26 protein-coding genes and 1 tRNA gene are annotated in these 23402 nt (G+C 65.5%); 19 read left to right on the top strand and 8 right to left on the bottom strand.

The annotated features are described in order from the left end of the window. Window positions 1-488 (bottom strand): GntR family transcriptional regulator (locus tag E3T54_RS00170; protein ID WP_166804776.1); only part of this gene is annotated, 488 nt, incomplete at its 3' end. A 216-nt stretch (window positions 489-704) separates the two neighbouring features. Between E3T54_RS00170 and E3T54_RS00165 the strand changes: the two genes are divergently transcribed. From E3T54_RS00165 to E3T54_RS00120, 10 genes are all read left to right on the top strand, one after another. Then, window positions 705-2177: an aldehyde dehydrogenase family protein gene (locus tag E3T54_RS00165; RefSeq protein ID WP_134474063.1), complete on the top strand. Its 1473-nt coding sequence runs from the start codon at window positions 705-707 to the stop codon at window positions 2175-2177. Between the two features lie 74 nt (window positions 2178-2251). Then, window positions 2252-3526: a sugar ABC transporter substrate-binding protein gene (locus tag E3T54_RS00160; RefSeq protein WP_166804775.1), complete on the top strand. Its 1275-nt coding sequence runs from the start codon at window positions 2252-2254 to the stop codon at window positions 3524-3526. A 117-nt stretch (window positions 3527-3643) separates the two neighbouring features. Continuing rightward, window positions 3644-4594, top strand: a complete 951-nt coding sequence (locus tag E3T54_RS00155; RefSeq protein WP_198414404.1) for a carbohydrate ABC transporter permease — start codon at window positions 3644-3646, stop codon at window positions 4592-4594. Beyond that, on the top strand, window positions 4591-5424 hold the full coding sequence (locus E3T54_RS00150) for a carbohydrate ABC transporter permease (RefSeq protein ID WP_092324776.1): 834 nt from the start codon (window positions 4591-4593) through the stop codon (window positions 5422-5424). Before E3T54_RS00155 ends, E3T54_RS00150 begins: the two co-directional genes overlap by 4 nt. Beyond that, window positions 5421-7088, top strand: a complete 1668-nt coding sequence (locus E3T54_RS00145; protein WP_166804774.1) for an amidohydrolase family protein — start codon at window positions 5421-5423, stop codon at window positions 7086-7088. Before E3T54_RS00150 ends, E3T54_RS00145 begins: the two co-directional genes overlap by 4 nt. Window positions 7089-7101: 13 nt before the next feature. Next, window positions 7102-8031, top strand: a complete 930-nt coding sequence (locus E3T54_RS00140) for an aldo/keto reductase (RefSeq protein WP_166804773.1) — start codon at window positions 7102-7104, stop codon at window positions 8029-8031. Window positions 8032-8104: 73 nt separating this feature from the next. Beyond that, window positions 8105-9265, top strand: a complete 1161-nt coding sequence (locus E3T54_RS00135) for a D-TA family PLP-dependent enzyme (RefSeq protein ID WP_134474059.1) — start codon at window positions 8105-8107, stop codon at window positions 9263-9265. A gap of 58 nt (window positions 9266-9323) precedes the next feature. Beyond that, window positions 9324-10301, top strand: a complete 978-nt coding sequence (locus E3T54_RS00130) for an ornithine cyclodeaminase family protein (RefSeq protein ID WP_166804772.1) — start codon at window positions 9324-9326, stop codon at window positions 10299-10301. 108 nt (window positions 10302-10409) lie between these two features. After that, window positions 10410-11012, top strand: coding sequence for a YgjV family protein (locus E3T54_RS00125; RefSeq protein WP_166804771.1), 603 nt, complete (start codon window positions 10410-10412; stop codon window positions 11010-11012). A 211-nt stretch (window positions 11013-11223) separates the two neighbouring features. Continuing rightward, a complete protein-coding gene (locus E3T54_RS00120; protein ID WP_134474056.1) occupies window positions 11224-13341 on the top strand; it encodes a phosphocholine-specific phospholipase C in 2118 nt (705 codons plus the stop codon). Here the strand turns inward: E3T54_RS00120 and E3T54_RS00115 are convergent. Continuing rightward, a tRNA-Gly gene (locus E3T54_RS00115) sits at window positions 13341-13411 on the bottom strand. The genes E3T54_RS00120 and E3T54_RS00115 overlap by 1 nt on opposite strands. A gap of 64 nt (window positions 13412-13475) precedes the next feature. Between E3T54_RS00115 and dcd the strand changes: the two genes are divergently transcribed. Further along, window positions 13476-14081 (top strand): dCTP deaminase, encoded by a 606-nt coding sequence (dcd, locus tag E3T54_RS00110; protein WP_134474055.1) that lies wholly within the window; start codon window positions 13476-13478, stop codon window positions 14079-14081. 97 nt (window positions 14082-14178) lie between these two features. Here the strand turns inward: dcd and E3T54_RS00105 are convergent, their stop codons facing one another. The 4 genes from E3T54_RS00105 to E3T54_RS00090 form a co-directional block, all read right to left on the bottom strand. Beyond that, window positions 14179-14442: a GlsB/YeaQ/YmgE family stress response membrane protein gene (locus E3T54_RS00105; protein WP_092324760.1), complete on the bottom strand. Its 264-nt coding sequence runs from the start codon at window positions 14440-14442 to the stop codon at window positions 14179-14181. An 89-nt stretch (window positions 14443-14531) separates the two neighbouring features. Next, a complete protein-coding gene (locus E3T54_RS00100; protein ID WP_134474054.1) occupies window positions 14532-14705 on the bottom strand; it encodes a CsbD family protein in 174 nt (57 codons plus the stop codon). Window positions 14706-14775: 70 nt separating this feature from the next. Further along, the gene (locus E3T54_RS00095; protein ID WP_134474053.1) at window positions 14776-15201 is read right to left on the bottom strand and encodes a hypothetical protein; all 426 of its coding nucleotides are present in this window, start codon (window positions 15199-15201) and stop codon (window positions 14776-14778) included. Between the two features lie 4 nt (window positions 15202-15205). Next, window positions 15206-15625 carry an Asp23/Gls24 family envelope stress response protein gene (locus tag E3T54_RS00090; RefSeq protein ID WP_134474052.1) on the bottom strand — a complete coding sequence of 140 codons (420 nt, stop codon included), beginning with the start codon at window positions 15623-15625 and terminating at the stop codon, window positions 15206-15208. 130 nt (window positions 15626-15755) lie between these two features. Between E3T54_RS00090 and E3T54_RS00085 the strand changes: the two genes are divergently transcribed. The 4 genes from E3T54_RS00085 to E3T54_RS00070 are packed head-to-tail and all read left to right on the top strand — an operon-like array spanning window position 15756 to window position 17836. Then, window positions 15756-16322: an RNA polymerase sigma factor gene (locus E3T54_RS00085; protein WP_134474051.1), complete on the top strand. Its 567-nt coding sequence runs from the start codon at window positions 15756-15758 to the stop codon at window positions 16320-16322. Further along, complete coding sequence (locus E3T54_RS00080; RefSeq protein ID WP_134474050.1) at window positions 16319-16915, top strand: hypothetical protein; 597 nt, start codon at window positions 16319-16321, stop codon at window positions 16913-16915. Before E3T54_RS00085 ends, E3T54_RS00080 begins: the two co-directional genes overlap by 4 nt. Next, window positions 16912-17268: a hypothetical protein gene (locus E3T54_RS00075; protein ID WP_134474049.1), complete on the top strand. Its 357-nt coding sequence runs from the start codon at window positions 16912-16914 to the stop codon at window positions 17266-17268. The genes E3T54_RS00080 and E3T54_RS00075 overlap by 4 nt, the downstream gene beginning before the upstream one ends. Before the next feature lie 43 nt (window positions 17269-17311). After that, window positions 17312-17836 carry a hypothetical protein gene (locus E3T54_RS00070; protein WP_092324748.1) on the top strand — a complete coding sequence of 175 codons (525 nt, stop codon included), beginning with the start codon at window positions 17312-17314 and terminating at the stop codon, window positions 17834-17836. Window positions 17837-17887: 51 nt separating this feature from the next. On the opposite strand, the gene E3T54_RS00065 is transcribed toward E3T54_RS00070, so the two are convergent. Both E3T54_RS00065 and E3T54_RS00060 read right to left on the bottom strand, forming a co-directional pair. Continuing rightward, window positions 17888-18637 (bottom strand): SDR family NAD(P)-dependent oxidoreductase, encoded by a 750-nt coding sequence (locus tag E3T54_RS00065; RefSeq protein WP_092324746.1) that lies wholly within the window; start codon window positions 18635-18637, stop codon window positions 17888-17890. Continuing rightward, window positions 18630-19502: a fumarylacetoacetate hydrolase family protein gene (locus tag E3T54_RS00060; RefSeq protein ID WP_092324744.1), complete on the bottom strand. Its 873-nt coding sequence runs from the start codon at window positions 19500-19502 to the stop codon at window positions 18630-18632. Before E3T54_RS00060 ends, E3T54_RS00065 begins: the two co-directional genes overlap by 8 nt. Before the next feature lie 153 nt (window positions 19503-19655). Here E3T54_RS00060 and E3T54_RS00055 point away from each other — a divergent pair, with 153 nt between their 5' ends. From E3T54_RS00055 to E3T54_RS00040, 4 genes are read left to right on the top strand one after another with little or no spacing between them, the layout of a single operon-like run. After that, window positions 19656-20942 carry an enolase C-terminal domain-like protein gene (locus tag E3T54_RS00055; protein ID WP_092324742.1) on the top strand — a complete coding sequence of 429 codons (1287 nt, stop codon included), beginning with the start codon at window positions 19656-19658 and terminating at the stop codon, window positions 20940-20942. Further along, a complete protein-coding gene (locus tag E3T54_RS00050) occupies window positions 20935-21891 on the top strand; it encodes an aldo/keto reductase (protein WP_134474048.1) in 957 nt (318 codons plus the stop codon). The genes E3T54_RS00055 and E3T54_RS00050 overlap by 8 nt, the downstream gene beginning before the upstream one ends. Continuing rightward, window positions 21888-22754, top strand: a complete 867-nt coding sequence (locus E3T54_RS00045; protein ID WP_134474047.1) for an amidohydrolase — start codon at window positions 21888-21890, stop codon at window positions 22752-22754. Before E3T54_RS00050 ends, E3T54_RS00045 begins: the two co-directional genes overlap by 4 nt. Before the next feature lie 33 nt (window positions 22755-22787). Further along, complete coding sequence (locus tag E3T54_RS00040) at window positions 22788-23210, top strand: RbsD/FucU family protein (RefSeq protein ID WP_134474046.1); 423 nt, start codon at window positions 22788-22790, stop codon at window positions 23208-23210. Window positions 23211-23402: the final 192 nt, after the last annotated feature.

The raw sequence follows: 23402 nt of genomic DNA, 5'->3' as shown, positions 1-23402 counted from the left end.
TTGCGGTGAATCTGCTCGGCAAGCAATTGGTTGCGGGCCGCGGCGATGATCGCTTCGTGGAAGGCGTCGTTGTGCTCCACCAAATGCCCACGACTTGAGCTTTGAATCGAGTCGATATAGCTCTGATGGATCGCCTCGATGGCTTTAAGCTCCGCATCAGTTGCCCTCTGGGCTGCCAGACCGGCGGCGAACCCTTCGAGTGCGGCGCGGATCTCGTAGACCTCTCGGATCTCCTCGGGAGAATGTTCGCGCACAACCCACCCGCGGCGCTGGCTGACTATCAGGCCGTCGCCGGCAAGTCGCAGCATGGTCTCGCGCACCGGCGTGCGGCTCACCCCAAGCCGCTCGGCGAGATCGCTCTCAATGAGGCGCTCGTTCGGCCTGATCGATCCCTCCACGATGGCCTGGCGCAATTGCTCGTAGACCTCCGTGGTTCGATTGATTGGAGCCGGCGCCAAACGCTGGTCCGTTCGCCCAAGTGGGGGCATCGGGTCATCTCCTTCAGTATCGTCCCTCGTGAGGGCGACTTCCGTGGCACTGACTGTTGTCGGTGGCTTGCCGTGCAATTCAGCATGCGTGCATGCATACAAGATCATATCCGCGCGTGCCCTGATCGTGCCGTTTGGCAATGACGACATTTTTGGCATCAAAAAGAGATAACAAATTGCTTGACCGGCACCACACCAGCATGCATACTTCGATGCATGCAAAGTTTCATACCGGATAATCTACCGGCCCGCGGTCTCCTGATCGGTGAGCGATGGGAGGCCGGCAACGGCGAGCACATGCTGGAGGTGCGGGCTCCTTTCGGCGGCCACCTGCTGGCGACGCTCCGAGAATCCACGCCTGCCGAAGTGGATGCAGCGGTGGCGCAGGCGGCCGCGACGTTCGCCGCGCAGGAACTCAGCCCTTTCGAGCGGGCGACGATCCTTCGACGGGCCTCGGAGCTGATCGCGGAACGAGCCGAGGACTTTGCCCGGTCGATTGTCGCTGAGGCCGGCAAGTCCATTCGTGACTCCCGCGCCGAGGTTGCCCGTGCGGTACTGACCTTCGAGCTGTGCGCCCAGGAGGCTACCCGACTCACAGGCGAGGTTGTTCCGGTCAACGCCACTCCCGGTTCGGAAAACCGCCGTGCGTTCACGATGAGTCGACCCGCCGGAGTCGTGTGTGCCATCACTCCGTTCAACGGCCCCGTGAATCAGCTGTCGCACAAGGTGCCGACCGCGATCGCGGCGGGGTGCACTGTCGTGGTCAAGCCCGCGGAGGTCACGCCGTTGTCGGCGATCATGTTGGTGCAGACGCTGCTTGACGCCGGGCTGCCGCCCGGGCACGTCACCATGGTCCAGGGCAGGGGAGAGACGGTCGGCCAGCAACTCCTCGAGGATCCCCGGTTCGCTGTGTACACCTTCACTGGCAGCACTGCGGTGGGAACCCACATTCGGCGAACGGTCGGCCTGCGCAAGACCTTGCTGGAGCTCGGAAGCAATTCCGCCAATATCGTTCACACGGATGCGGACCTGGGCCTGGCTGCAAAGGCGCTGGCCCGATCATTGTCGATCTACGCAGGCCAGGTCTGCATCAGCGCACAGCGCATCCTTGTTCAGGAAAGCATTTTCGATCAATTCACCGCACAGCTCGCCGATCATGTCCAGGCCCTGGTCGTAGGAGACCCGTCGGAGGAATCGACTGACGTGGGTCCAATGATTTCCCTCGAGGCTGCGACGCGCGTCGAGGAGTGGATCGCAGAGGCTGTAGCCGACGGCGCTGAATTGGTGTGCGGTGGCACGCGCGACGGTCAGTTCCTGACGCCCGCCGTGTTGACCAGGCCTTCCCTGCAGTCGAGCCTGGCCTGTCGTGAAGCGTTTGCTCCCGTTGCGGTGCTGATTCCCTACGCCACCCTGGGCGAAGCGCTCCACATTGCGAACAACACCGAGTACGGCCTGCAGGCGGGCATCTTCACCGCCAGCCTGGATGTCGCGCTCGCCGCGGCCCAGAGGCTGGACGTTGGCGGGGTCATCGTCAACGACGCGTCGTCATATCGCGTGGACTCCATGCCTTATGGAGGCGTGAAGCAAAGCGGTACCGGCCGGGAGGGTGTCCGCTACGCCGTGGAGGAGATGACGGATTCCCGACTGGTCGTCCTTAATCTTCAGGAACCGCAGGGCGAAGGCCTGTAGTTCCACCTGCCTCACCCCTCCCACTTCGTTTTCTTCCTGACGCACCGCAACCCTACAGAATGGAAGGCTCCACAATGATGAAATCCCTGTTCGCTCGCCCAGGGCGGCGCGCGCGCCGAGCTTTGGCACTTGCCCTGGCGGTCGCCACAGTGGCCTCCCTGGCCGCATGCGGAACCTCGAACAACTCGGCAGGCGGGGGTGAGGTTGAGTTGCGTTTCCTCTTTCCGGAGTACAGCGCGAAAACCACACCGCTGATGAAAACCATGGTTGATGACTTCAACACGGCCAACAAGGGCGAGATCAAGGTCAACCTCGAAACCGCGCCATGGGACAAGATGCACGACAAACTGGCCGTGAGCATGGGCTCTGACCAGGCGCCGGACGTCTTCGGCTACGCTACGCGATGGATCTCAGAGTTCGCAGGGCTGAAGCAGCTCGCGCCGCTGGACGATCTTCTGACGGCGGACTTCCGGGAGGGCTTCAACCAGAAAGTCCTTGACGCCGGCGTTTACGAGGACAAGACCTACGGGCTTCCGGTGGCGGTATCGGCCCGGCTGCTCTTCTACCGCACCGACGTACTTGAGGATGCGGGCCTGTCCGCACCAGAGACGTGGGACGACCTGATGGAGGCGGCCACCAAGTCGGCCAATCCGCCGGAGCTCTACGGACTGGGCGTGCCTGCAAGCGGGATCGAGGTGGACACCTTCTTCAACTACTTCTTGTACAACAACGGGGGCGACATCCTCGATGCAGATGGGAAGTCGATGCTGAGCGAGCCTGAGAGCGTCGAAGCGCTGGAGTTCCTGACCGATCTGGTCAAGAGCGGTGGCAGCCAGCCCGAGCCCAGTGGATTCACTCGGGAGCAGGTCATTGAGAACTTCAAGGCCGGCCAGTTGGCGATGTACCCGACCGGGCCGTGGCTGACAGCCATGATCAAGGCGGACAATCCGTCCATGAAATTTGCCGCAGTGCCGTTCCCGACGAACGATGGCAAGGAACAGCAGACGGTCTCGGTCACGGATTCTCTCGGGATGTCGGCAAGTGGCGCGCATCAGGCGGAGGCCTGGAAGTTCATCGAATTCATGTATCAGCCCAAGTACCGTCAGGTCTTTGACGAAACCGAAGGCATGCTGCCTGAACTCAACGCCGTGGCGGAGTCGGCTTATTACCAGACCCCTGAGTACAAGCCTTTCATCGACGCACTGGCGACAGCCAAATTCCAGCCCCAGCACCCCAAGTTCGAGCAGATTCAGCAGATCGAGACTGTGGCCATCCAGAAGGCCTTGAGCGGGCTGGCCAGCCCGCAGGAAGCCCTGGACGAGGCAACGGCGAAGATCGACAAGCTGTGACCGTGGGCGGGTTACCGGTGATCCCCGTCGCTGGTAACCCGCGGCACAACGAATGAGGTACGTGGGTTGCCAGTGCCCCGTCACTGGTGACCCGCGTTACTCCAAATGAAGGACGGAATGGATATGGCTGTTTTAGAGGCAGAAGGCGTGCGGACCGGCAGGCCAGCGCGAAGGCGGCTGCGCATGCCGCGCTCGGAGCCGCTGGTAGGGTTGCTCTTCATCCTGCCCACCGTCGTCCTCGTGGGCGTGATCGTCTTCTACCCCATTGTGGAGACGGCGCTCATGTCGTTCAGCAACGTCAACTCGCTGGCACAGCGGGAGGGATTCGCTGGACTGGCGAATTACCAGGCGTTACTCTCCGACACGGTGTTCCTGCGCGTTCTTGCTCAGACCGTTTTTTGGACCGTAGCAGTCGTGGGAATCACGACAGTTGTGTCAATTCCGGTGGCGTTGGCCCTCAACCTCAACTTCCACGGTCGTCGATTGGCGAGGGCGTTACTGATCGTTCCCTGGGCGGCATCACTGATGATCAACGCGATCATCTGGCGCTGGATCCTGGACGGCCAGCACAGCATCATCAACGGCACGCTGATGAGGCTGCACCTCATCGACCAGCCGATCATCTGGCTGGGCTCCGAGGGAACAGCCTGGGCGGCAATCATCCTTGTCGGGATCCTGGTGTCCATCCCGTTCACCTCGTTTTCGTTGCTCGCGGGGCTGCAGTCGGTCCCGAGCGAACTCTACGAGGCGGCGATGGTCGATGGCGCGGGCTTCTGGGCCAGTTTCTGGCACATCACCCTGCCATTGATGCGGCCGGTTCTCATCGTGACCACGTTGCTCAACGTGATCTACGTTTTCAACTCCTTCCCCATTCCTTGGGTGCTTACTCAAGGTTCCCCGGCATACCGGACGGACATTCTGGTGACCTATATCTATAAGCGTGCCTTTGCTGAGGGTCAGTTCGGCCCGGCCGCAGCCATGGCGATGCTGATCTTCGTGCTGCTGCTGGCCTTCAGCCTCACCTTCTCTCACATCACGAAAGAGCGGGCCAAGGTGGGCATCAAATGAAGCGGCATGAGCGCGGGTTGTCCTGGTGGCTCCTGCTGGCTTTTCTCGCCGTGGTCGTGGCCGTATCGATCTTCCCTTTCGCATTTGCCCTGTCGACTTCGCTGCGTCCACGCGCGGAACTGTTCAGCTTCCCGCCGACCTGGTTCCCGAAGACGTGGGCTTGGGAGAACTTCGTCACTGTGTGGACGGCAGTGCCGTTATTGCGATACGTGCTCAACAGCGTTGTCGTCTCTGTGCTGGCAACACTGCTGAACATGGCTTTCGCGATACCCGCGGGCTACGCCCTGGCGCGGCTGAACTTTCCGGGCAAGCGCCTGTTCCGCCAAGCCCTGCTGGTTACGCAGATGTTCTCGCCGGTTGTACTCCTGATCGGCCTGTTCCGCTTCATGAACCAGGTCCACTTGCTGGACAACAACGCGTCGCTGGTCATCACGTATGCTGCATTGAGCCTGGCCTTCTCGGTCTGGTTCCTCGCCGGATACTTCGAGTCGATTCCCATTGAGATCGAGGAAGCAGCCATGATGGATGGCTGCACCAGGGTGGGCGCGCTTGTCCGCGTCGTGCTGCCGATGTCCAAGCCCGCTCTTGTGGCTTCAGGAGTCTTTGCCTTCATCTGGGCGTGGAACGAGTTCATGATCGCGCTCACCTTCATCTCGACCCCCGACAACCGCACGCTTCCTCTGGGTATCTACTCCTTCCTGGGGCAGTACTCCGTCGAGTGGAACTACCTCATGGCAGCGGCACTGATCGCCATCGTGCCGGTTCTCATCCTGTTCCTGTTGATCGAGAAGAATCTGGTGAAGGGCCTGACGGCCGGTGCGGTCAAGTGAGCCGGGCAGCCGACGCCATCGCTGACATCGACCTGCTCATTCGCGGCGGCCGCGTGGTGGATGGGACCGGTAACTCCTGGCGCTACGCCGATGTGCTTGTGCGGGGAGACCGCATCGTTGATGTGGTCGCGCCGGGCCAGTTCCTGGGAACGGCCGGCGAGGTCCTGGACGCTACAGGCCATGTAGTGGCGCCTGGTTTCGTCGACATGCACTCCCACTCGGATCTTGCGTTGATAGCAGAGCCGGGCGCTCATCAGAAGCTGCGTCAGGGGGTTACGACCGAGATAGTGGGCAACTGCGGTATTTCCGTGGTCCCGATAACCGAACAGTTCAGAGCGGAATCCCGCCAGTACGCCACGCCAGTGCTTGGCTTCGGGGAGCTCGACTGGGACTGGTCCGATGTGGACGGCTACCTGGCCCGCGTTACTGCGGCCCGGCCGGCCGTGAACGTGGCCACTTTCGTCGGTCTCGGTTCCCTCCGCTGCGCCGTCAGCGGTTTCGACGCGGGAATCCCCTCGCCGCAACAGCGCCGCGCCATGGTGGACCTTGCCGCAGCGGCCTTGCGGCAGGGGGCTGTCGGCCTCAGCAGCGGTTTGGTTTATGCCCCCGGGTCCTATTCCTCACACGAGGAGATCTGCGAGCTCGTTGACGAGGCTGCCCGCGCCGGAGCACTGTATTCCAGCCACATGCGGGATCAGGGCGATGGTTTTCTGGACTCCGTTGCCGAGACCCTTGACGTCGGCCGACGAACCGGCGCGGCCGTGCAGATCGCCCATCACAAGGTCGTCGGCGGGCGGAACTGGGGGAAAGTCAGCCAGTCCCTGGCCATGCTTCGTCAGGCGCGCGCCGAGGGGATCGACGCCGGATCGGATGTCTACCCGTATCTGGCGGGCAGCACGACGATGACCGCGCTCCTGCCGGACTGGGCCTTGGCCGGCGGGCTATCGGCGATGCTCCTGCGCCTCGCGGACCCGGCCGAGAGGGCAAGAATCAAGGCCGACTGGATCAACGGGCGACCCCAATGGGACAACCGCGTTGCGAGCATCGGCTGGGAGAACATCTACATCAGCCATGTCTTGACGGTGGGCAACCAGGATCTCGTCGGTCGCAGCGTGGCTGCGGCATCCGCCTCCCGTTCCGAGTCGGCGGATCCCGGGGACTTCCTGCTGGATCTCCTGATTGCCGAGGACGGTGCCGTCAGTAACATTCAGGTGGCCTGCTCGGAAGAAGACCTGCGGCAGGTCATGCAGGAGCCAAGCACGTGTTTCGGCAGCGACGGCCTTCTTGCGGGGGGCCGACCGCATCCACGCCTGCACGGCACGTTCCCGCGGATCCTGGGTGAGTACGTCCGTGATACCGACATCCTCACCCTGGAGGACGCGGTGCGGAAGATGACTTCGCAGCCGGCCCGTCGACTTGGGTTGACCGGTATCGGTCTCGTTGAGCCGGGTTACCACGCGGACCTGGTCGTCTTCGATCCCGCAGAAGTGGCGGGCCCGGCAACCTATGACGATCCGACGCAAGACCCCGTGGGCATCCGCGACGTCCTGGTGTCCGGACGGTTCGCCGTCCGCGACGGCCAGCCCACCGGCATCCGTGCCGGCCGCACACTGCGACGACACCAGCCCAACCTCGATCAGCGCCCGACGGCGCTGGAAACCTAAACGAAGGAGCACCGTGAGCATCATCAACCCCCTGGAGCTGCGCCAACTCGGCAATACGCACATGAAGGTCACCGCAGTCAGCCTTGGCGGCGCCGGTTTGGGCGGAATTTTCGGGCCGGTCGGAGACGCGGACGGCGTCGCCGCAGTTGAAAAGGCCCTCGAACTTGGCATGAACTACCTGGACACGTCCCCCAAGTACGGCGAGGCCGAACGCCGGATGGGTCTGGCGCTTCGCGGGGTTCCCCGTGACAGCTACTACATCTCCAGCAAGGTCGGTACCCACCCGCAGAAGCCGGGTGACTACTCCGCAGAAGCGGCGCGATGGACCGTCGCCCGCAGCCTGGAGGTCCTCGGTGTGGACTATCTCGATCTTTGTCACATTCATGAGCCCGAGCCTGACCAGCTGGCTGCCGCGTTGGCGCCGGGGGGCGCGATGGAGGCGCTTGTGGCGCTCAAGGCGGAAGGCGTCATCCGCTCCATTGGCATTGGCGTGCAGGACCATGATCTGCACCGCCAGGCGGTGGACAGCGGCCACCTTGACGTCTGCATGATGGTCAATGACTACACTTTGCTGCGTCAGAATGCGGACGACATCTTCGCTCTGGCAGAGGCGCGTGGGCTGGGCCTGGTGAACGGCGCGGCCCTGGCCATGGGTCTTCTCTCCGGTCGCGACCCGGAAAGCGTCGGCACCGAGCGGTGGACCCCGCCGGCTGCGGAGGTTCAGGCGGCCAAACAGGTCCACGCGTGGTGTGACGAACGCGGCATACCAGTCCTCGCCCTCGCCCTCCAATTCAGCCTGCAGCAGCCTCGCTTCGACTGCACGCTCGTTGGCGCGGCCACCGCATCGGAGGTCGTGGGCTGCTGGGAGGCGCTCAACTTCGAGATTCCCGACAAGGTCTGGGTGGAACTCCCGGCGCTCCTGGACGCCGTGCGCGTTCTCTAAGCAACCCGAATCCCATCCAAACCCGCACCAGCGCCGCAAACGCGGCAGCAGTGCCCCACCTAGGCAGATAACTATGACGACCACCACGCATCTCGCTCACCCAGAGGAACTGCTGGCGCTCGATCCGCAAGCGCAGCTGCCTCTCGACCTCGAGAGTGAATTGCTCGATACGCCCGCGCTCCTCGTCGACCTGCACGTGTTGGAACGAAACATCGCGTCCATGGCTGACTTTGCGACACGTCGGGGCCTGGCCCTGCGTCCCCACGCCAAAAGCCACAAAAGTACGTTCATCGCAGACCTGCAGCTGGCCGCCGGGGCGACGGGACTGTGCCTGGCGACGGTCGGCGAGGCAGAGGTCATGTGGCGGCATGGCGTCCGGGACCTGCTGCTGGCCTACCCGGTCTTCGGGGAGGCCAAGCTCCGCCGTCTCGCGCCGCTCGTGGACGCGGGGGCGCTGACGGTCGTTGCCGATTCGATCGATGTCGCGAAGGGATACAGCAGGACCGCCACGTCGGTTGGTCGTGAGCTTCCGGTGCTCATCGAAATCGACTCCGGCATGCATCGGGCCGGGGTCCTGCCCGAACACGCTGGCGCCCTGGCGGCCGAAGTCGACAGGCTCCCGGGCCTGCGCGTGCGGGGCATCCTCACCCACGCCGGGCAAGCGCACCAGGCGGTGGACCAGCAGGGTATCGAGCAGGTGGCTCGTGATGAGGTACGTGCCATGCAGCGCGCCCGGGAAGGGCTCGAGGCCCACGGGCTCCAGGTTGATGTCGTCAGCGCGGGCTCCACCGTGACGACGCCGTATCTGTCCGCTGACGACGGAATCACCGAGGTTCGGCCCGGGACATACGTCTTCAATGACCTGCGCACGCTGGGACGGTACGCGTGCACGCCAGATCAGCTCGCACTCAGCATGCTGGCCACTGTGGTCAGCCGTGCTCCGGGGCGTGCCACCTTGAATGCCGGCAGCAAGAGCATTACGACGGCGCGCACGGACCAGCACGGACACGGGCACTTGGTGAACCGGCCGGGCAGCGGGTTTCGTCAGGTTTCTGAAGAGCACGCCGTACTCGGTCTTGCCGCCGAGGATGAGGATCTGCGACTGGGGGAACGCGTGAGGATCCTGCCCATTCACAGCTGCGTGTGGATGGACCTGCAACGCGAGGTGTACGGCACCCGCAACGGCCAGATCGTGCAGCGGATCCGAGTTGATGCCATGCGGCGCAGCCTGTGACGTCCGCCGCGCGACCCACCCCCGCCCTGTGACACCTACCGACGCTTATTGGAGAACTATGTCCGGCACCGAACCCATCCTGATGCTTGATCGCGAGGAAGTCCGCAGCCTGCTGACCTGGCCTGAACTGATTGATGCGACGCAGCGCGCCCTGATCGATCTGGCCGAGGGCGACGTCCTCCCGAGCATCTCCAGTCAGCTGGTTGTGCCAGGGGCGTCCCTGCACCTCAAGTCCGGGGCCCTCACAGAACCGCCCATAATCTCGGTCAAAGCAAACCTTCGGCCCGAGGCTGGAAGCACCTCAGGGGCGATCCTGGTTTTCGACTACGAGAAACAGCGCCTGCAAGCCGTTATGGCCAGTGGTGACCTCACGGCTATGCGCACCGCGGCCATCGCGGCCGTCGCAGCCCGAGCCCTGGTGGGCCCGGGGCCGGTTCGAGTCGCGCTCGTTGGTGCGGGTCCCGTGGCGCAAAGAATAGACGAAGCGCTGGAGTACCTCGGCATCGCGGGTGACGTGCGCATCTGGAGCCGCACGCACGAGCATGCGGCTGACCTGGCGGCCGCGTACCAGGGGCGGGTCGAGCACCGCGCCTGCCGAACCATTTCGGACACGGTGATCGGTGCTGACCTCGTCATCACGTGCACCCCCTCACAATCGCCGCTCGTTTCCGTGGAGGACCTCCTCCCGGACGCCGTGATACTGGCGATGGGAGCTGACAGCGCTGGGAAGCGCGAACTGGCGCCAGGCGTCCTCGACTCCGCTGAGGTCTACGCGGACGTCCGCTCAGATGCGTTGGCGGTCGGTGAATGCGCTTACCTGGGCGAGGACTCTGCGGTGCGGGTTTCAAGCATTGGGACCGTGCTCCAAGCAGGAATCGGGTCGCGGAGGAGTGGCCGCAGGATTGTCTTCGACTCCGTCGGCTCGTCTGCAGTGGACGCGGCCGTCGTCGGGCTCGTGATGCGCCAGGCCGCACAACGAAATCTCGGACGACGCTTCGACCTCGATGGCGGAGCCCCCGGCGAGCTCCTCAGATGATTCCGCCCGTCGTGCTCCAGCCTCCGTCTGCCGGATGCCGGAAGCACGTCGGGAGCGATCCTGGTATTCGAAATGACGTGCAATAGCGACTACAACGTGGAGGCATGCGTGGGCTGGACGTGGTGGGCGGGTCAGGCCCTGGGTTTCGTCGGCATCGCCGTCATCCTGTGGTCGCACTGGTCGAGGCAACGCCGAACCACCGTCGTCCGGAATGCGGTGGCCTCCGTCATCCTCACTGCCTCGTACTTGTTCCTGGGCATGCCCGGGACCGCCGCGATACCCGCGATCGCCGCTGTCCGCGGCTGGATCATTGCCCGCTCTGACGACCATGCGTGGGCGCGGAGCCTCTGGTGGACCCCGGCGTTCATCTCCGCTATCTGGATTGCCTACCTGGGGCTCAACGGAATACCGACCTGGTGGGCCGCGTGGCTACCGATTCTCGGTTCGGGGCTCGTCATCGTCGCGCTGTCGCTTCGCGACGTGCTGCACGTCAAAGCCGTGATGTTCTTCGGCGTGGCCACCTGGGTCACCTATGAGATCGCCCTCGGCCTGTGGGGCGTTCTCGGCGGAGAGGTCATCGGACTGGGCCTGATTGGAACGGCATTCGTGATGATCCTGCGACAGCGTCGAGCTTTCCCCGAGGCCGCGGGTCAATCCGGGGCCGTAGCAGTGACCTATGGATTGTGGGAAGCGAACACCCCGAGGACCTGATGACCGCCCGGACAGGCATGGGTGGAGCACTGTGGCCGGCAGACTCACCTGCCTTCGAAACCGACTAGCCGACGGATGAGATTGGCCCGGTCGGCGATCGCCTGACGCGGGTGTTCATCCCGCGTTTAGCTAGCATTTGCTGCCAGTCAGGGTGCGGACGCGAAGCTGGCGTGGGGGTGCGAAAGTCACTCAGCGCCCGCTTTGCACGTCGATGAAAGGCAGTCGCATGTCCAGCACAGGTTTTTCCCGGCGTCGGTTTCTGAGCACTGCGGCAGCCGCTGCGGCAGTCGGGACCGCGAGTTCTCTTCTCCCTCCCTCCGTGCAGGCGGCGATGGCGCAGCCGATTCGCCCCGGCGGGCTGAAGGCCATCAAACACGTCATTGTGCTGATGCAGGAAAACAGGTCCTTCGACCACTACTTCGGGTCCCTGCGCGGAGTCCGCGGCTTCGCGGATCAGGCGGCGCTGCGCTTGCCCAGCGGCAAACCCGTTTTCGAACAAGCCTCGGCCAGCGGCGAGACCGTATTGCCGTTCTCGTTGCGGAAAGCTGCCGAACTGGCCGGTCGCCCGGCCTCTGATATCCAGTATCTGGGCGCGTTGGATCACTCCTGGGCCGGGACGACCGCGGCCTGGGGCAACGGGTGGTGCGACAAGTGGATCCCCTCCAAGAGCCCGTCGACCATGACGTACTACGAACGTGCGGACAGCCCGTTGCAGTACGAGCTGGCGGATACCTTCACCATCTGCGATGCCTATCACTGCTCAATCAACGGATCCACGAACCCCAACCGCAACTATCTCTGGTCCGGAACGGTGGGTAATGAGCCGGGTTCCGCCTCCCGCGCCGTCACCAACGCCGCCTACAACTATGACCATGCCGGCTACGACTGGACCACGTACCCGGAACGGTTACAGGAGGCCGGGGTGTCCTGGCGGATTTACCAGGACTGGGACAATTTCACCGACAATGCTGTGGAGTACTTCCAGACCTTCAAGAAGATCGGCCACAAGATGCTGGCCGCCGTGGACGGTCACCTGCGCACCACAGAAGAGTTCTACGACAGCCTGGCCGCGCAGGCCCCCGCCGAGCAGCAGCGGCTGTTGGCCCAACTCAGCCAGGGCCGTGAGCTGCTCAGCGAGGCGGAGAAATCGCTCTTCGACAAGGCAATGTGGCGCGGCAATCCGGATACTCTGCTCGATCGGATGCGCACTGATATCGCCGCGAACGAGCTCCCCGAGGTCAGCTGGATCGTCCCTTCGGCCGCGGACTCGGAGCATCCCGGAGCCTCCACCCCGGTAGGCAGCGCGAACTTCATCTACCGGCTGCTTGACACCATCGCGAGCGACCCGGAGACCTGGGCGACGACGGCCATCTTCATGAACTTTGATGAAAACGACGGCTACTTCGACCACGTCCCCCCACCAGTTGCGCCACGACCGGAGTCTGGCAGCGGCGATGACTGGTTTGGCGGCTCGCCCATCGGCCTGGGCCCGCGGGTGCCGATGACCGTCGTCTCCCCGTGGACTATTGGCGGCTATGTCAGCTCAGAAGTCTTCGACCACACGTCCGTGATCCGCTTCCTGGAACGGTGGACGGGGGTTCGGGAACCGAATATTTCCGCGTGGCGGCGCACCGTCTGCGGCGATCTGACCAGTGTCTTTGACTTCACCAGGGCGGGCACGCAACCCGAGGTGGATCACCCCGGCCCGGTTCCCGCCGCCATCGCCCGCTGGCATCCCACCCCGCCGACGGCCCAGGCCTCACCAATCCAGGAATCCGGAACCCGTCCGGCTCGCCCGTTGCCCTACCGCCCGAAGGTTGCCGCCCAGGCGCACCCGGCCGGCAACGTGACGCTGGCGCTGATGAACACCGGTCCACGGTCCACGCACTTCGCGCTCTACGGCTATGCGGGCGAGTATGCCGTGCCGCAGCACTTCGACGTGCTGAAGAACCTCAGCGTGGACGTTCCAGTGAAGAACGGGAAGTACGACCTCGCCGTCTCGGGGCCGAACGGCTTCCAGTACGAGCTGGCGGGCACATCCGCAGGGGCCGCTGTGGGCGTGGATGCCAGCATTACGGAGAATCGGGAGGCAAGCGACGTGGAACTCGCAGTCAGCAACACCGGATCCGTTGCCGTCACGCTGACGTTCACGTCCCTGCAGTACGTCAGCCACGCCCACACGCAGGTCCTGCGGCCCGGACAGCGGAAGAAGCTCAGCTGGCCGGCACTCAACGGCTGGTACGACGTTGAAATCAGTACTACGGAGGACGCCAGCTTCCGCCGCCGCCTGACCGGTCGGGTCGAGGATGGTGGCGCCGGCATCAGGTGAGCGGATGACGGGAATCGAACCCGCGCTATCAGCTTGGGAAGCTGAAGTTCTACCATTGAACTACATCCGCGTATCGGCGTTGTCGCTGCCGGAACCGTGCCAGCTTATCAAGTACGCGCCGGTAGGCTGGCATCGTGCTTCTCTCGGACCGCGACATCAAGGCAGAACTCGGCGCTGGACGCATCCGTCTGGACCCCTACCAGCCGGAGATGATCCAGCCCTCGAGCATCGACGTGCGACTGGACCGGTACTTCCGGTTGTTCGACAACCATAAGTATCCGTACATCGACCCCGCCGAGGATCAGCCGGATCTGACCCGCCTGATCGAGACTCAGCCGGACGAACCTTTCATCCTGCACCCCGGTGAGTTCGTTCTCGGCTCCACCTACGAGCTCATCAGCCTGCCCGACGACGTGGCCGCCCGACTCGAGGGCAAGAGTTCGCTCGGCCGGCTGGGCTTGCTCACTCATTCCACGGCCGGCTTCATCGACCCCGGCTTCTCCGGCCACGTCACGCTCGAGCTGAGCAACGTCGCGACGCTGCCGATCAAGCTCTGGCCGGGCATGAAGATCGGCCAGCTGTGCTTCTTCCAGCTGAGTTCGCCCGCCGAGCGACCCTATGGATCGGGCGAGTACAGCTCCCGCTACCAGGGCCAGCGCGGGCCAACCGCCTCGCGTTCATTCCAGAGTTTCCACCGCACGGATGTGCGTGCGAGCGACGCCGGCAGCACCGGCGAGTAGCCGGCACCACAGCAAGAAACCGCAAACAAAAAATCCGCCGGCGCACCGAGAATTTCGGTGCGCCGGCGGATTTTTTGCGGGCCGTGCGGCCGGGGCGTTACGCCTTGCGGCGGTTGAAGACTGCGCTGTAGACCAGCAGCACGATGATCGAACCACCGATGGCCAGGAGCCAGGTGGAGATCGAGAAGAAGTCGTTCAGCGGCACGTTGAACAGGAGCGATCCGAGCCATCCGCCGAGGAACGCGCCGATGACGCCCAGGAGGAGCGTGATGAGCCATCCGCCGCCCTGGCGACCCGGCAGGATAGCCTTTGCGATCGCGCCGGCAATGAGTCCGAGGATGAGGAATGCGATGAAGCCCATGTGGGTGTCCTTTGTTCGATAGTGATGTGATTGTGCGGGTCGCGGGGCCCGAATCCCCCCAGGGAAACCCGGGCACCGCCGGAAGACGTCTACTTTTTGAAGGCGTCCTTGACGTTTTCGCCGGCCTTCTTCAGGTTGGCACCGACCTGGTCGGCCTTGCCCTCGGCGACGGTTGCGTCGTCGTCGGTTGCCTTGCCGAAGCCCTCTTTGGCCTTGCCTTTGAGGTCATCGGCTTCGTTGTTGATCTTTTCTGATGCGCCCATGAGGGGCCTCTCTTTCTCTAGGGGTCGTGCACAGCCGACATGGCCGTGCCGTGGAAGTGGGTGGGGGGAGTTATTTGCGCGAGATGGCGCGGGCGAGAATGCCCGCGACGATGCCGACCGAGGTGAGGCCGACCGCAACGAGACCCACAAGGCGAACGGGATCCTCGCGGTAGCGCGAACGCACCCGGGTCAGGATGGTGCCGGCCAGCGCCGCCGCCTGGGGAGCGCTGCTCTGCCGCACAGTGACACGGCCGATGGTTGAACCGATGAGGTCGCTGGACTCCTGGCGGATCTGCTCCTGCACCCGGTCGATCACTGTGGCGGCCGGGATGGGCGCGCTCACCGTGAGTTCGATCCGGCCGTCGGGCCGGGCGACGGTGACGCCGACCGTGTCCGGCGCCAGATTGAGATGCGAGGCGGCCACGGCAGCGGCGACGCGCGTGACTGCGCGCGCGCTGATCCGGGTGGTGCCCCGATCCGTTTCTTGCTCGATCACCTGTTTACGCTCCGACCTGTGTGTTCGCGCTGCCGGTGGTGTCGTCGTCGGAGGCCAGGTGCACGTCCTTGACGGTCACGTTGACCTCGGTGACCTGCAGTTCGACGAGGGACTCGACGGCCGCGATGACCGCGGCGCGCACATCGGCGGCGACCTTGTGCAGCGGAACCGGGTACTCGGCGACCAGGGAAATGTCAACGGCGACCTGCGAGTCCGCGACAGTGATGCTCACGCCCTGGTCGAGGTCGGCGCCGCTGATGGCGTCGCGGATGGCGCCGAGGGGGCCCGCGCCGTTGGCCAGCGTGTGCACGCCGGATACCTCGCGCGCCGTGATGCCGACGATCTTGGCGATGACGCTGTCGGTGATGACCGTTGTGCCGGCAATCGCGCCGCTCGTTTCGAGTGTGGGTGCGGTGTCAACCATTGTGTTCAACTCCTTGCCAGAATAGGGACCAGTCAGTTCGGGCAACCGAATCGCATGGTCACTAGTAAGACGCAACTCGACGCGCATTCGTCACGAAAGTGCACGAAAAGGTTTGAAAAGGGGGTTTCCGATGACGCAGTCACACAACAATCTGCGCCTGGTCGAGGCGCCCGACGCTGTGCTCGCGGGCCGTGCCGTGGATGGGGACGTGCGCTCCTTCGAGGTGTTGGTTCGCCGCCACGGGCCACTGATGCGGGCGTATGCCACCCGGGTTCTCGGGGCAACGAGCGAGAGCGATGACGTCGTCCAGGAGGCGTTCATCACCGCCTGGGACCAGCTGCCGACCCTGAAAGACCTGAGCGCGGTCAAGTCGTGGCTGATGCGGATCACGAGCCGCAAGGCCATCGACCGGATTCGTGCACGGCGCGACCACGCGCCGCTCGAGATCTGGGATGTGGAGGCGCCCGACTCCGACACTCCGCACCATCGCGTCGAGGCCGACTCGCAATGGGACAAGATCTCAGACGTGCTCGGAAGGCTCAGCGAGACGCAGCGTCAGTGCTGGCTGCTGCGCGAAATGGGTGGTTACAGTTACGACGACATTGCGGAAGAACTCAAGATTCCTCCCTCCACCGTGCGCGGACACCTGGCTCGGGCGCGACGGAAACTAGTGGAAGAAATGGAGGAATGGCGATGAAAACACCGAACACTGAGGCGCATGACCAGTCGGAAGACATCATTGCCGACCTCAGCGAATACCTGGACCGGGGCGAAAAGCCCCCGCAGGAGCTGCTGGACCGTTCGCCCGCGCATCAGCTCGCGCTCGAATCGCTGCTCCGGTTCCGCGCAGTGGCCGGGGGCCTGCTCCAGGCCGACGCCGACGCCGAGCCGGCCAGGGACGACAGCTGGGTCTCGCGCATCCTGACCAATATCCACATCGAGGCGCGCGCCGGGAGATCCATTCCGCTCACGTCGCCGAGCCCGAACGCCGAGTTCAGCATCACGGAAGGGGCCGTGCGCGGGCTCATCCGTGCGGCCGGAGATTCCGTACCCGGCGCGCTGATCGGCCGCTGCCGGCTCGACGGCGATGTCACGGTGCCCGGCACCCCGATCACCGTCGCGGTGGAGGCCGGCGTCTACTGGGGCGAACCCATTCCGGCGGCCGCGCAGCGCGTCCGCGAGGGCATCGCCGGTGCGCTCCGCCGGCACACGGAGCTGACCCTCGCCGCCATCGATGTGACCGTTACCGATGTCACCGTCGCCCGCGACGGGCAGGAGCCGGACCAATGACGACAACAGAACTGCATGAGCAACTGACCGGACTGGTGAAGTCGATCGACGGTGTGGTGCAGGTCTACGACGCGCGCCCGACCGCCCTCGCCGCGGCCGCGGACCTCGTGGCGACGCTCATCGGGCAGCCGTCCGGGGAACCGATCGCGGTCACGAACTCCGGCGGCGGTATCAGCGTCGCGGTGAGCGTCGCAATCTCTGACGCGAGCCCGGCCGCCGAGGTGTGCGAGCGCATCCTCGAGGCCATTTACGGCCACCTCGGCTCGGATGCCGACGGCCCGACCGTCGACCGGGTGACGATCCAGGTCAGCCGGATCAGCTCGGGCGAGGACGGCGGCGGGCCACGCGCATAGCTTGTTCACACGGACGCAACATGGGCCGGGCTAAAATCGGGGTATGACCTCCGCTTCCGTGCCCGACTTCGCCCATGCGCTCATCGCGCCGGGACCAACGCCGGAGTACCCCGGCCGGATGCGCCGGTTCGGCCAGCTCGTTGGGTCTTGGTCGACGAAGAGTTCCCGACTGGACGAGGAAAGCGGCCAGTGGAGCGAACGCGAGTTCACCTGGATTGTCCAGTTCATCCTGGACGGCCGCGCCGTGCAGGACGTCGAGGTCGTTGCCAGCGCCACGCATCCGTCCGGATTCGAAACCGTGGCCACTGCCGTCCGGGTGTACGACCCGAACGCCGGCGCGTGGAGGGTGAGTTTCTTCTCGCCGGTCCTGGGGGAGTACTGCCACCTCGTCGCTACTCCGCATCGCAACGGACTGCGCCAGGACGGCACCGGCACCGACGGGCGCCTGATCCGCTGGAACTTCACGTCGATCACGGCCGAGGCTTACACTTGGGAGGGCTGGGTCTCGAACGACGAGGGGGCCAGCTGGCTCCTGGTCGCGCGCAACCAGGCCACCCGCATCCACTGACCGTCGGGGAGCGAACCCGCGCCGCGTTCGCCCGGGAAGGGGCCTCGCGGGCTACTCGGGTCGGAGACGCAGGTTCTGCATGCCGCCGTCGACTTCGAGCGAGACGCCGGTCGTCGAGCCGGATCGCGGGCTGGCCAGGTAGGCAACCGCGTCGGCGACCTCATCCGCGGCGACCAGTCGCCCGTGCGGCTGGCGGGCGCTGAGTGCGGCACGTTCGGCGACGGGGTCGTCGGCCTTCTCGAGGAGACGGCCGATCCACGGAGTGTCCGCGGTGCCGGGGCTCACGCTGTTGACCCGGATGCCCTCGCCCAGGTGGTCGGCGGCCATCGCCCGGGTGAGCGCGAGCACGGCGCCCTTCGACGCGCTGTAGAGGGCGCGCGCGGGCAGGCCGGCCGTCGCCGCGATCGAGCCGGTGTTGACGATGGCGGCGGAGGGCGACTGGCGCAGCCACGGAAGCGCGGCGCGAGAGACCCGCGCGATCCCGACGACGTTGATGCTCAGAACGCGGGCCCATTCGTCGTCGTCGTTGTCGGCCACCGTGCCCTGCGCGCCGATTCCCGCGTTGTTTACCACGATGTCGATTCGCCCGAATTCGGCGGCCACGGCGGCGATGGCCGCACGCACCGACGCATCGTCGGCGACGTTGGCCCGCACGGCGAAGTGTGCGGCATCCGCGCCCTCCGGCTGGAGGTCGAGCACGGCGACGGACGCACCGCCCTCCCGCAGCCGACGGGCGATCGCGGCTCCGATGCCGGACGCACCCCCGGTGACGACGGCGACGAGGTTCTCGAACTCATTCATGGTGCTGCCTTTCGTTGGTGGCATCGATGAACTCCTGGCGCTGACGTCCGAGGCCCTCGATCTCGATCTCGCAGACGTCGCCGGCCGCGAGGTAGGGGAACCGACCGGACAGGGCAACGCCCTCCGGCGTACCGGTCAACACGAGGTCTCCGGGCTCGAGCGCCAGGTACTGGCTCAGGTGCCAGACCACGAAGTCCACCGGGAAGATCTGGTCGGCCGTGGTCGAATCCTGCCTGGCCTCGCCGTTGACCCAGCTCCGCAGAGCCAGGTTCTGATAGTCGACCTCATCGGGGGTCACGAGCCACGGTCCGGTGGGGTTGAAGCCAGGAGCGCACTTGCCCTTCGACCACTGGCCGCCGGAGACGGCCATCTGGAAGTCCCGTTCGGAGAGATCGTTTGCCGTGACGAATCCGGCGATGTGGTCGATGCTCTCCGCCGGCGACGCGAGGTAGGACGTGCGCTTGCCGATCACGATGCCCAGTTCCACCTCCCAGTCGGTCTTCGTGCTGTTCCGGGGGATCTCCACCGCGTCGTTGGGCCCGACCACGGTGTTGGGGGTCTTCAGGAAGATGATCGGCACATCGGGCGGGGTGGACCCTGACTCGGCCGCGTGCGCCGCGTAGTTCATGCCGATGCAGACGACGGCGCTCGGGCGGGCGATCGGCGCACCGATGCGCAGCGATCCCGCTCCGGCGACCGGCGCCAGGGAGCCGGCCCGGAGCGCCTCACGCACGCGCTCCACCCCGCCGGACGAGAGGAAGTCTCCGTCGATGTCGCGCGCGATCGGCGAGAGGTCGAAGTACCGGCCGTCAACGAGCACGGCGGGCAACTCGCGGCCGATCGGGCCGAGGCGGGCGAATTTCATGAGTCAACTTTCCTTTGGCGACTGGTGTGATCGAACATCTGAACTCTCCGGCCGCGATTTCGGCAGGGACGGATGAACGTGGCCGCACATCGTCAATTGACATTCTATACATCCGATGTTTAGGCTCGGGGTGCCGATCAAGGAGAAACATCTGTGAGTACCGTTATCGCGCTGGAGACCAGCGACGTGCGCTTCCCGACCTCGACCTCGCTGGACGGGTCGGACGCCATGAATCCCGACCCCGACTACTCGGCCGCGTACCTGCGCATCGTCACCGACGCGGATGACGACCTGGAGGGCCACGGCTTCGTCTTCACGATCGGTCGCGGCAACGAGGTGCAGGTGGCCGGCATCCGTGCGCTCGCCGACCACCTCGTTGGCCGCAATGTCGAAGACCTTTTGGGCAACATGGGAGAAACCTGGCGCGGCTTCGTCTGGGATTCGCAGCTGCGTTGGCTCGGCCCGGAGAAGGGCGTCATGCACATGGCCATCGGCGCGGTCGTGAACGCGCTCTGGGACCTCAAAGCCAAACGCGCCGGCCTTCCGCTCTGGCAGCTCCTGTCCCGCATGACACCGGAGCAGCTCGTCGAGCTGATCGACTTCCGGTACCTCACCGATGCCCTCACCCCGGAGGACGCCCTCGGTATTCTCCGTGCGGCGGCGCCCGGCCGGGCGGCGCGGGAAACCGAGCTGCTGGCATCCGGTTATCCCGCATACACGACGACGCCCGGCTGGCTGGGCTACAGCGACGAGAAGCTGGCGCGGCTGGCCGGGGAAGCGGTCGCGGACGGTTTCTCGATGATCAAGCTCAAGGTGGGCGCCAACGTCGACGACGACATCCGCCGGATGCGCATCGCCCGGGAAACGGTCGGCCCGGACATCCGCATCGGCACCGACGCCAACCAGCGCTGGGGCGTCGACGAGGCGATCGAGTGGATGGCACGACTGGCCGAATTCGACGTCGCCTGGATCGAGGAGCCCACCAGCCCCGACGACATCCTCGCCCACGCAGCGATCGCCCGCGGTGTCGCGCCCATTCCGGTCGCGACGGGGGAACACATGGCCAACCGGATCATGTTCAAACAGTTCCTTCAGGCCGACGCCCTCCAGGTGCTGCAGATCGACGCCACCCGGGTCGGCGGGGTGAACGAGAACATCGCCATCCTGCTGCTCGCGGCAAAATTCGGCGTTCCCGTCTGCCCGCACGCCGGCGGTGTCGGCCTGTGCGAGGCGGTGCAGCACCTCTCCATGTTCGATTTCGTTGCCGTCTCCGGCACGACCGAGCAACGAGTCATCGAATACGTCGACCACCTGCACGAACACTTCGTGACGCCCGCGATGGTGCGGCGGGGCGCCTACCGGGCGCCGGTGGCGCCCGGCGCCGGCACCGAGATGCACGCGTCCAGTCGCGCCGAGTACGCTTTCCCCGGACATGACTGATCTGGCACTCCCGCGCCTGGGCTACGGCGCCGCCAATGTGGGCAACCTCTACCGGGCGCTGACGGATGACGAGGCCTGGGCGGTTCTGCAGGCAGCCTGGGATGAGGGAATCCGGTATTTCGACACGGCCCCGCACTACGGGCTGGGCCTGTCGGAGCGCCGCCTCGGCGCTTTCCTGGCGACCAAGCCGCGGGGCGAATATCTGGTGTCGACCAAGGTGGGGCGCCTGCTGCGGCCGAACCCGGAGGGGGCCGGCACGCTGGACCTGGCGCATGACTTCGCGGTGCCGGCCGACACCCGGCGGGTCTGGGACTTCTCGGCCGCCGGCATCCGGCAGAGCGTCGAGGAATCGCTGGCGCGCACGGGGCTCGACCGGTTCGATGTGCTGTTCCTGCACGACCCGGAGCGCCACAGCCTGCGGGAGGGGCTCGAGTCCGCCCTGCCGGCGCTGGCCGGGCTGCGCGAGCACGGGCTCGTCGACGCCATTGGGGTGGGGTCGATGGACACGAACGCCCTACTGGCTTCGGTGGAGACCGGGCTGCTCGACCTCCTCATGGTGGCCGGCCGCTTCACGCTCGCCGAACAGCCTGCGCTGGCCGAGGTGATCCCGGCCTGCCGGGCGCACGGCGTCGGCATTGTCAACGCCTCCGTTTTCAACTCCGGGATGCTCGCGACCGACAACCCCGGGGCGGGGGCGCGGTACGACTACGGGCAAGCACCGGCCGAGGTGCTCGCACGCGTGCAGGCGATCGCTGCCGTCTGCCGGGACTTTGGGGTCACGCTCCCCGCTGCCGCACTGCAGTACACCCTGCGCGACGACACGGTACGCACCATCGTGGTCGGCGGTAGCCGCCCCGAGCAGCTGCATCAGAACGCCGAGCACATGCGGGTGAGTATCCCCGAGCAGCTGTGGCAGGCGCTCGCCCGGAAGAAACTCATCCCCGCATGAGCGCCGAGCCGCGCCGCATCGACGCCCACCTGCACCTCTGGGACCTGGCGGTGAGCGACTACGCCTGGCTCGGCCCGGAATTGGGCGTCCTGCACGCCAGCTGGTCGCCGGAAGAGGCGGCTGCCGAACTGGAGGCGGCCGGCATGGCGGGCGCCGTGCTCGTGCAGGCGGAAGACACCGAGGTCGACACCCAGTACCTGCTCGACGTCGCCTCCGCCCACCCGTGGGCGCTCGGCGTGGTGGGCTGGATCCGGCTCGACGATCCCCTCGCCGCCGGCCGGGACCTCGATCGGTGGCTGCAGCATCCCGCGTTCTGCGGCGTGCGTCACTTGATCAATGACGACCCGCGGGCGGATTTCCTCGACCGTTCGAGCGTGCGCTCCTCCCTCGCGGAACTGGCGCGACGCGGTCTCCCGTTCGATGTGCACGACGCCTGGCCGCGCCACCTCGGCCAGACCGAGCGGCTTGCCCGCGACCTGCCTGTCCTCACGCTGGTGATCGACCACCTGGGCAAACCGCCGCGCGGCCGGGACGGCATGGAGGCGTGGAGGACGGCCCTGGCCGGGGTGGCCGCGAACCCGAACACCGTCGCCAAACTCTCCGGGCTCAACGTCACGGATGCCCCGTTCACGGCCGATGCCCTCCGGCAGGTCTGGGACACAGCACTCGAGTTGTTCGGCCCGGGGCGCCTCATGTACGGCGGCGACTGGCCACTGACCGTGCCCGTTGGCGGCTATCAGCCCACCTGGCAGGTCGCTTCGGAACTGATCGGAGAGCTGGCCCCGGCCGAACAGGAGAGCATCCTGTCCGGCACGGCCACCCGCGTCTACGGGCTCCCCGATGCGCCGCAGCCCCGCCCCTGACCACGCCGAACGACCACACGAAAGGAACCCGCCATGCTGCAGGGAATCAACCCGCTCCTGACCGGAGAGCTGCTCAAACACCTCGACGAGATGGGGCACTCGGACACCGCCTTGATCGTCGACGCCCACTTCCCTGCTTCGCGCCTGGCCCGACGCCTCGTCTCCATGCCGGGCACATCATCGCCCGACGTGCTGGAGGCGGTGCGCAGCGTGCTTCCGCTCGATGACACCCCCGCCGTCGACCTGATGACTTCGGCCGATGGATCGCTGCTCGAGGTGCAAGAGCAGCTCCTGACCGCCGCCGGCGTCACTGCCCAGGGGAGCCGTTTCATCGACCGGTATGCCTTCTACGATGCCGCCGACAGCGCCTACGTCATCATCCGCACCGGCGAAACGCGCACCTACGGCTGCGTGATCGTGCGGAAGGGACTCGTCGGGCACGCCTCCGCTGCCTAGGAGGTGCCCGTGCTAGTGCTGGGCGATGGACTCGACGCCGTGCAGCCGCCCGCGAATGAACCTGTTGGCGTGGGCGGCCAGGTCGCACAGATCACAACAGCGCGTCAAACGGACGCGCATAACACTGCAGCACAGAAGGAGCAATCATGAAGGTACTTATCACCGGAGCCCACGGTAAGGTCGGCCGTGCCG

The organism is Cryobacterium sp. Sr8 (assembly GCF_004403225.1).
Lineage (GTDB): Bacteria > Actinomycetota > Actinomycetes > Actinomycetales > Microbacteriaceae > Cryobacterium > Cryobacterium psychrotolerans.
The sequence above is the reverse complement of the archived record's forward strand: the minus strand, read 5'-3'. Positions and strand labels throughout refer to the sequence as shown.

Bases quoted from the DNA above. Each gene is read 5' to 3' on its own strand.
- E3T54_RS00165 (WP_134474063.1), top strand. From the start codon at position 705: ATGCAAAGTTTCATACCGGATAATCTACCGGCCCGCGGTCTCCTGATC.
- E3T54_RS00160 (WP_166804775.1), top strand. From the start codon at position 2,252: ATGATGAAATCCCTGTTCGCTCGCCCAGGGCGGCGCGCGCGCCGAGCT.
- E3T54_RS00155 (WP_198414404.1), top strand. From the start codon at position 3,644: ATGGATATGGCTGTTTTAGAGGCAGAAGGCGTGCGGACCGGCAGGCCA.
- E3T54_RS00150 (WP_092324776.1), top strand. From the start codon at position 4,591: ATGAAGCGGCATGAGCGCGGGTTGTCCTGGTGGCTCCTGCTGGCTTTT.
- E3T54_RS00135 (WP_134474059.1), top strand. From the start codon at position 8,105: ATGACGACCACCACGCATCTCGCTCACCCAGAGGAACTGCTGGCGCTC.
- E3T54_RS00130 (WP_166804772.1), top strand. From the start codon at position 9,324: ATGTCCGGCACCGAACCCATCCTGATGCTTGATCGCGAGGAAGTCCGC.
- E3T54_RS00120 (WP_134474056.1), top strand. From the start codon at position 11,224: ATGAAAGGCAGTCGCATGTCCAGCACAGGTTTTTCCCGGCGTCGGTTT.
- E3T54_RS00105 (WP_092324760.1), bottom strand. From the start codon at position 14,442: ATGGGCTTCATCGCATTCCTCATCCTCGGACTCATTGCCGGCGCGATC.
- E3T54_RS00100 (WP_134474054.1), bottom strand. From the start codon at position 14,705: ATGGGCGCATCAGAAAAGATCAACAACGAAGCCGATGACCTCAAAGGC.
- E3T54_RS00090 (WP_134474052.1), bottom strand. From the start codon at position 15,625: ATGGTTGACACCGCACCCACACTCGAAACGAGCGGCGCGATTGCCGGC.
- E3T54_RS00085 (WP_134474051.1), top strand. From the start codon at position 15,756: ATGACGCAGTCACACAACAATCTGCGCCTGGTCGAGGCGCCCGACGCT.
- E3T54_RS00080 (WP_134474050.1), top strand. From the start codon at position 16,319: ATGAAAACACCGAACACTGAGGCGCATGACCAGTCGGAAGACATCATT.
- E3T54_RS00075 (WP_134474049.1), top strand. From the start codon at position 16,912: ATGACGACAACAGAACTGCATGAGCAACTGACCGGACTGGTGAAGTCG.
- E3T54_RS00070 (WP_092324748.1), top strand. From the start codon at position 17,312: ATGACCTCCGCTTCCGTGCCCGACTTCGCCCATGCGCTCATCGCGCCG.
- E3T54_RS00065 (WP_092324746.1), bottom strand. From the start codon at position 18,637: ATGAATGAGTTCGAGAACCTCGTCGCCGTCGTCACCGGGGGTGCGTCC.
- E3T54_RS00060 (WP_092324744.1), bottom strand. From the start codon at position 19,502: ATGAAATTCGCCCGCCTCGGCCCGATCGGCCGCGAGTTGCCCGCCGTG.
- E3T54_RS00050 (WP_134474048.1), top strand. From the start codon at position 20,935: ATGACTGATCTGGCACTCCCGCGCCTGGGCTACGGCGCCGCCAATGTG.
- E3T54_RS00045 (WP_134474047.1), top strand. From the start codon at position 21,888: ATGAGCGCCGAGCCGCGCCGCATCGACGCCCACCTGCACCTCTGGGAC.
- E3T54_RS00040 (WP_134474046.1), top strand. From the start codon at position 22,788: ATGCTGCAGGGAATCAACCCGCTCCTGACCGGAGAGCTGCTCAAACAC.